Below are 7,224 nucleotides of genomic sequence, written 5' to 3' on the forward strand. Positions count from 1 at the left end.
GAAGGGCTAAATTAGCGAGGATTGATTCGTTTGAAAGCTATTTCTAACTAAAGGAGATCAACTTGTGAAGAAGTGATTACTATTGGTTTTGTTTCTGATAAAGTACTGTATGTGATATTCAGTTTTCCTTTATGATAATCTATTCCTGAGTTCTTATCTAAATTAAGGGTAAAACTACGTACCGGATTAGGAGTGTAAATTGCAAAACCTTTTGCAATACCAACTTGTGTAGATCTTCCAGTTATGGAAACGTATTCTATCTTTATATCTCCGTAAACAGATATGTTACCACTTCTCTTAAATAGCATATTTAATTGAGGTATTCCATCTGTATTAATTGAAAACATTGATTTTTCAAGCTTAACATTTAAAGTTAAAGCACCACTTCTAATAATAACAGGGATAGCAATACCAAATGTGGGTACAAGTTGTACTGACATCGATTTTGGCGGCTTGAAAGCTTCTTTCTCTGGAGGCAGATTTTTTGTAACTGCCCTAAAATAAAGATGTGATCTATATTCACCTGATTGCAATTCATTTGTATTTATAGCTTGAATTTTAATAGTTTGCGATTCATTCGGGGCAAGTGTAACACTGCGTGGAAAAAACCTGAAATTTTTATCTGCAAAATGCTGTGCAGAATCAGGTTGAGCAATCTGCTCAAAAGCACCATTTTCCAGCATTCTATAATGTATAACAGAGATAAGATATTTTGTACTGTCGGATCCTGTATTAGCAACAGTCAATTCCTGAGTTCTTTTGTTTGCATCAAGAATTACCCTGCGTGGCATAATCATAAGATCACCCTGGTTTGTACTATCATATGGGGCAATAAATTGCCCCGCTGTAATAATAAATGATAGCGCAAAGAGAGTAACCCCAGCTTTCATAAAGAGGGTGTTATTCATAATACGAGAATAAAGTGTTAATAATCTAAAGTCACAACTCTAAATTTAGAGACAGTTTTTATAATTCTAATTAACGTACTTATTAATTGTAATTAACTGTAACTGCAAAAGGAGCTGCAGAAGTGTAAGATCCCTCAGCCTGTGAAGCTACGAGATTTAAGGTTGCTCCAATAGTTATGGTTTCTGAACCAGAACTTAATGTTCCTATTGTTGCCGGTGTACTGGTAAAGGTATCAACAGTCATTTGGTCAGTACCGCTCGCGATAATTACCGATGATGGCAAAGTTATGGCATAGGTATACGAACCAGAACCAGAAACTGTAAAAGCTGCTGCGGTTACCGTACCTGTAGCTGCTGGCAAGGTCACGCCTCCTGTAATAGTTCTACTATTATCCGGAGCCAAAACAACTGTACCAACAGTTCCATCCGTAGCTATATTTCCAAAATTCATATCAGAAGCATTGGAAATACTTATAGGTGTGACTATTGTAGCCGAAGCTGTAGCTGTAGCTGTGGCCTGAGCAAAAACAGAAGATGTAAACAAAATTCCTAAAAGGCATAAATTTGTTGGAGTAATTAAATTTTTCATAATGTAAGTAGTTGTAAAATTATTAATGTTAGATTGGGAAAATCAAAATCAGGCGCAGAAAAAGAGAATAAACAAACCATATAGTTTTAAATTATCTTCATATTTCAATGACTTATTTTGTCAAATGTATAACAAATACATTGCTAAATTGAAAATTATTAAATTTAACAATTTAAATAATTGTTTTGACCGCCTAAAACAAAAATTATTTCAAATTAGTTTGTTTTTTATTGCCAAGAAACTCAATGACAGCAAGATAAACTATAAATCAGCCATAAAAAAGTGAAGAAATACACCAAAATGTAATGACGTGGCTTATTTCTTCCTTTTTTAATTTAAAGCATATTATAAATCTTTTTATCTATGATTTTAATCTACATCTTCTTGACAAAAAAAAATGGTTTTGACTAAATGTTTGAGAATTCCTATTCTAGATTTAACGTGTTATTAAGTTAACCGAAATAAAAAAACTTAACAAAGGAGATACGTTTATCCGTTTTTTATTCTTCCAATATATAATGAATAAAGAAAAAGAATTTAAAAGGATTATCTATTGTAGATAACCAACAAACAACTGAAAAACTAGTCATAAGAGTCGTCGAAGATGCGAATAGCAATGATTATTTAGTTTTGATACAACTTATAATTCAAAAGATAAGTTTCCAATCCTCGTAAACATCCTCTTTGATTTCCATTAATTTCAGTAAAAAAAGATACTTGGCAATTGCACACAGTAAAAAGTGGAAATATTGTCTTGTCCCGAAATCACAGGACGATGTAAAATGACTCTTTCTAAAATAGGTTCCCAGTTTTACAATAAAATTTTATATCAATCAGTTTCTCTTTATGAATTTACTTATCGCTTTTGATTTATAATCCTAGATTTAATTTACATCAATACCAACCAATTTTGCCAATTTATCATTTACAATAACATAAAAAGTGTGTAAAATCAAAATGTCCTGCACCCAAAAGTTTAGAAGAATTTTATAATTATTATTTTTTTCAATCTATTGCCGAGACAATTCTGCTTCGGTATGCAGTACACAAACCCAATTATTATTTTTTATAATCCAGGTAGAAGTGCAGGCACATTTCATAGGGCTTTTTTGTTGATTGTCTACTATTCCTAATTCTATCAAGTATGCTATCACCGCAGCATTTTCAGCAACTAATTGCACTTCGACATCAGAAAAATTTAATACTCTTCTTATATCGCCATTCCCCGACTCAAACATCTTTTTAAATTTTGCCTCATTTATACTTTGTACACCATTTTTTCCGACTATAATACACGGAAAGCTAGTAAGTTTTTTTACCGTTTCATAATCGTGATTTTCCATTCCCTGCCAATACTTTTTTTCCAGTTCAATAATTTGTGTTTCCATAATCATCATTTATTAGTTTAAACAGTTTTATACAAAGTTCAAACTAATATTGAAATGCATGTGCGCCTTTAACATAGATTTAATTGAGACCCAAAAACCAGTTTGGTAATTATCAATTTTTGAAGTTAATCTTGATTAAGATAAAAACAATATTTGCCAACCTCACCGCGCCTTTGTAAATTTTTGGAATTATGACACTCACTATTTTTGACCATAATTATGAAAGTGAACCTAAATTTACCTTACGATTTTGAAAACCTGTAAAAGTCAGTGACTATTGTGATTAATACAAAGGTTAAGAACCTATAATATCTAAAAACTGCATTCAATTTAAGCTAATGAAAAACCTAAGTTTTTTCAAATCAACATGCGCAGTAAATACATTGAAGGAAAAAATTGAGAGATACTATTTCGTAGATCCTCTTTTAAATCAGGAATTCGCTGGATTTATTTTAAAAAAAATTAACGCCAACCTAGCGCTGGGGCATATATTTTAGTACAGACTGTAGTATATGCAAATTATAGTCAACGCCTAATGTGTTTGGTATGGTAAGTAAAAGCGTATCAGCTTCCTAAATAGCTTCATCCTGAACTAGCTCTGCGATAAGTTTGTTCGGCCCAGCGGCATAACTTTTTTTGAAGATTGCCCGTTTATCCCTTTCAATATTACCAAAACTACCTGATCCTTTACCCTGATTTCCAAAGTAATATTTGTCCTGATCATTGACCAGTGCAAAAATTGAGCGGCTTACTGAAACCAAAAAACATGATAATCTCATAACAAATTTGGATTTTCTCGTAAGATAAAATTCGTGATCTCTAGTAATTTTAATCTCAAAAACTAAAAGAATCGATCATGAAAAATTCAAACAATCAAACCACTGAAAAACTTAAAAAATGTCCCTATCCAGTTTTTGTGTACGGCGAAAATAATTGTGATATAACATATAGCACCTCTTACAAAGGGGACTGGGGACATTGGGACGAAGCTTGTGAAAATGACCCGAAAAACTCAAGTGATTCCAATACATCTGTAATAAAAAAGAACATAAAGTGTGAGCAAAACCAAAAAAAAATAAGCATCTACGCACAATTGTAAACCTTACGGAATTAATCCAATAAATATTATTCATTAAGCTTCACAATGTCCTGAAAATACATTTTGTTTTCGTATTTTATCTTCCCTAAATTGACATTTGAATCCTCAAATCAAAATCGAAATGGGAAAATTTGTAATTACCAAAAAACCTTGCGGGAAATATCAGGTTATTCTAAAATCTAAAGCTGGTAATACCCACCCCTTCAAAGTAAAATTCATTTAATAACTACTGATTATCATTGTTTTTAGTTTCGAAAAACAAAAAACACACTATTTATATATTACCAAACAATATTATATTTTTTTCAATCGAAACATCTTTGTTTCATGACTCTTCACTTTCCCATTCCATTTTTTTCCTTTACCAACTACTTTATGTTCCCACAAATCTTTGATTTCATAAGTTTCGTTTAATCCCAATTCGGCAAAATTTATTTTTGAGCTCTGGGTACTTCCTGAACGGTTTAGAATCGCTATGACAGAATCACCATTTGCCAAAGGCTTTACAAAAATGCTCCATAACTCATTCTTGATTTTACAAACTGCCTGTTTCCCTAAAACATCCTGATTAATAGCAATCACTTCATCATTTAATAAAATACGTTTGGTTTCAGCACTCATATTCCGAACATCATTAGTCGCAGCCAAAGGTGAATTTAGAACAGACCAAAGACTCATTTGGCTTTGGTATTCGGTATCGGTACAACCTACTCCGCCTAAATCGCCTGAAGGTCCTTTTTTTCCATACAGTCCAACGACCAGCATATCCATATCATTCCAATGTCCAGGTCCTGCATAGGATGCATACTCCCACGAGTAATCAACAATATCCAATATCCCGGCACCAGTTCCGTGCAGTTCACTCCTGTTTTTTACCGGTTTAAGACTTTTCCATTTATCTCTTACATCAGCGGTAGTTCGCCATAATTGCCCCCCTGCTTGTCCTCCCCAAAGCCAAGGTTGGCGTTCCCCCCATTCACAAATCCCTAAAGCAATATCATGCCCGCTTTTACGCAAAGCATCCGCTATTTTTTTGTAACGCGTTTTGGCAGTTTCCATATCATCAGGAGCGCCGCAATAATCGTATTTTAAATAATCAATTCCCCAAGAAGCAAAAGTATTCGCATCTTGTTCTTCAAAATTTAAACTGGCTGTATAACCTGCACAGGTAAGCATTGCCGCATCTGAATAAATCCCCAGTTTCAACCCTTTGCTGTGCACATAATCAGCAAGTGCTTTGATACCCGAAGGAAATTTTTTAGAATCGGCAATAATGTTATTTCTGTTATCACGACCACCTTGCCATCCATCGTCAATAAACAGGTGATTATAACCCAATTTCAGCATACCGCTGCTTACCATGGCATCTGCCATTTCACGTATTTCTTTTTCATTAATATTGTCGCCAAAATAGTTCCAGGTCATCCAACCCATGGGTGGTGTCGGAGCCAATAAAGTTCCGTCAATTGATTTGGTTTGTGCTTCTGCATTTCCACTACTGAAACAAAGTGTCATTACGAAAAGGCTAAGAATCTTCTTTTTCATTTTATATACAATTGTCTTTATTTATTTTCACCTAAAAGTGAAATTCAAAAATACAACAGCTTTACTCAAAACATACGCTAGTACCTACCAGTTATTAAAACTATAACATTCCATATAAAAATGCTCTATCATCAATTCATACGCAAAAAGTGCATACGCAAACAAAAAGCTAAAACTCTCTATCTTGTATACCGTGCACATCAGTCAAGAGATTTTCACATTAAACGGTATCATTTGATACTTCTCTACCTTGAATTTTACTTTTATGTTTTCTTCCCCAATCTCCCAAAATTGAAACCAAATTTTTAAGCGTTTCTGCATATTCAGTAGGCAAATATTCTACAATCACCGGAAAACTCTCTGAGTGTACTATTCTTTCAACCAATCCATTTAGCTCTAGCGATTTTAGCTCACTTGAAAGTACTCTTGCAGATATACCTGTAACTCTTCGTTGTAATTCATTGAAACGAGTATATCCGCTAACTAATGCAATAACAATTCGTAGTTTCCATTTACCACCTAGTACATACATAGCATCTTCAACCACAGCAAGGTTTTTAGCGCATTCTACCTCAGTATATATTACATTCTGATTTTTATTTTTCATAAAATAAATTATTAAGTAACCTAAATATTAGCACTAACCTTTTGTTTACTACTAACTTTTTAATAGCTAATATATTTAATTTTGCTTTATAAAATAAATATGAAATGAAAAAAATACTGCACATAAGCTCTAGTCCAAGAACAGAAAACTCATCGAGTAGAAAACTAGGACAAGAAGTAGTTAGAAAAATAACTGAAAAATACCCAAACAGTACAATCCAAAAATATGACCTCACCAAAAAGGAAATTCCACATTTAAGCGAAGATCAAATCAACTCATTCTTCATAAATCCCAACCAGCGTTCTTCAATGCAAAATTCTATCATAAAACAATCAGATCACGCTATTACACAATTACTCGAAGCTGATATTATAGTTATAGAGGCACCCATGTATAACTTTACTATAACTTCGACTTTGAAAGCTTATTTCGACAACATTGCCAGATCTGGCGTCACGTTCCGATATACGGGTAATGGTTATCTTCCTGAAGGTTTATTACAAAATAAAAAAGCATATATAGCTACCTCTTCCGGTGGCATATATTCTGAAGGAGAATTACAGCCTCACGATTTTGCGACAACTTACACTCGTTTCTTTCTCGAGCTTATCGGCATAACAGTAGCTGGTGTTTTTCGTTCAGAAGGACAAGCAATTATTGGACAAGAAGAAGCATTACAAAATGGAATTAATAGTATAATAATCGAATAATGAACTTTAGTTATTAGCATCATCCACGTCTAAACCTTAATCTTTTATCTTATTACAAGTTACTACTACTACCCTACTTATTATAATTAATTCAAGTTGCTAGTTGATTGCTTTATTTAACTGGAGTCCAAATACAAACAATGTCAGTTTTATCAAAAAACCTTCTAATGTTACTGCATGTATAGTTCTTGGAAACATTTTTTTTATGTCGCTTATTGTTGTTTCTACTCTTTTTCTCATTTTTAACTTTTCATTTTTTTGCTCTATTGTATCTGTTCGTTTAGCATTTGACTTTCTTTGAATTTTTAATAAAACACATTTTTTCATTAGGGCAAAATCTTCTAAACCGTAATCAGTATAAGCACTATCTCCATAAAT

At 33.0% G+C, this 7,224-nt stretch carries 8 protein-coding genes and 1 pseudogene; 2 read left to right on the forward strand and 7 right to left on the reverse strand.

All coding sequences use genetic code 11. The features are described 5' to 3' along the window. Positions 1-47: 47 nt before the first annotated feature. The 4 genes from EAH81_RS22160 to EAH81_RS27940 all read right to left on the reverse strand — a co-directional run bounded on the left by EAH81_RS22160 (position 48) and on the right by EAH81_RS27940 (position 3,664). On the reverse strand, positions 48-908 hold the full coding sequence (locus tag EAH81_RS22160; protein ID WP_140511180.1) for a molecular chaperone: 861 nt from the start codon (positions 906-908) through the stop codon (positions 48-50). A gap of 82 nt (positions 909-990) precedes the next feature. After that, positions 991-1,497, reverse strand: a complete 507-nt coding sequence (locus EAH81_RS22165) for a DUF4402 domain-containing protein (protein WP_140511181.1) — start codon at positions 1,495-1,497, stop codon at positions 991-993. Positions 1,498-2,507: 1,010 nt separating this feature from the next. After that, positions 2,508-2,885: a nuclear transport factor 2 family protein gene (locus EAH81_RS22170; protein WP_140511182.1), complete on the reverse strand. Its 378-nt coding sequence runs from the start codon at positions 2,883-2,885 to the stop codon at positions 2,508-2,510. Between the two features lie 572 nt (positions 2,886-3,457). Continuing rightward, entirely contained in the window at positions 3,458-3,664 is a 207-nt protein-coding gene (locus EAH81_RS27940) for a hypothetical protein (protein ID WP_241676627.1), read from the reverse strand. Positions 3,665-3,741: 77 nt separating this feature from the next. Here EAH81_RS27940 and EAH81_RS22180 point away from each other — a divergent pair, with 77 nt between their 5' ends. Then, entirely contained in the window at positions 3,742-3,984 is a 243-nt protein-coding gene (locus EAH81_RS22180; protein ID WP_140511183.1) for a hypothetical protein, read from the forward strand. Positions 3,985-4,278: 294 nt separating this feature from the next. Here EAH81_RS22180 and EAH81_RS22185 read toward each other — a convergent pair whose 3' ends face one another. Together EAH81_RS22185 and EAH81_RS22190 are read right to left on the reverse strand one after the other, a co-directional pair. Continuing rightward, positions 4,279-5,529, reverse strand: coding sequence for a glycoside hydrolase family 27 protein (locus EAH81_RS22185; protein WP_241676628.1), 1,251 nt, complete (start codon positions 5,527-5,529; stop codon positions 4,279-4,281). Between the two features lie 220 nt (positions 5,530-5,749). Continuing rightward, on the reverse strand, positions 5,750-6,136 hold the full coding sequence (locus EAH81_RS22190; RefSeq protein ID WP_140511184.1) for a winged helix-turn-helix transcriptional regulator: 387 nt from the start codon (positions 6,134-6,136) through the stop codon (positions 5,750-5,752). Positions 6,137-6,240: 104 nt separating this feature from the next. Between EAH81_RS22190 and EAH81_RS22195 the strand changes: the two genes are divergently transcribed. Further along, complete coding sequence (locus tag EAH81_RS22195; RefSeq protein ID WP_140511185.1) at positions 6,241-6,846, forward strand: FMN-dependent NADH-azoreductase; 606 nt, start codon at positions 6,241-6,243, stop codon at positions 6,844-6,846. A 99-nt stretch (positions 6,847-6,945) separates the two neighbouring features. Here the strand turns inward: EAH81_RS22195 and EAH81_RS22200 are convergent. Continuing rightward, positions 6,946-7,224: pseudogene (locus EAH81_RS22200) on the reverse strand (IS982 family transposase); the annotation flags it as partial.

The sequence above is a fragment of the Flavobacterium pectinovorum genome, from assembly GCF_006438875.1.
GTDB classification, from domain to species: Bacteria; Bacteroidota; Bacteroidia; order Flavobacteriales; family Flavobacteriaceae; genus Flavobacterium; species Flavobacterium pectinovorum_A.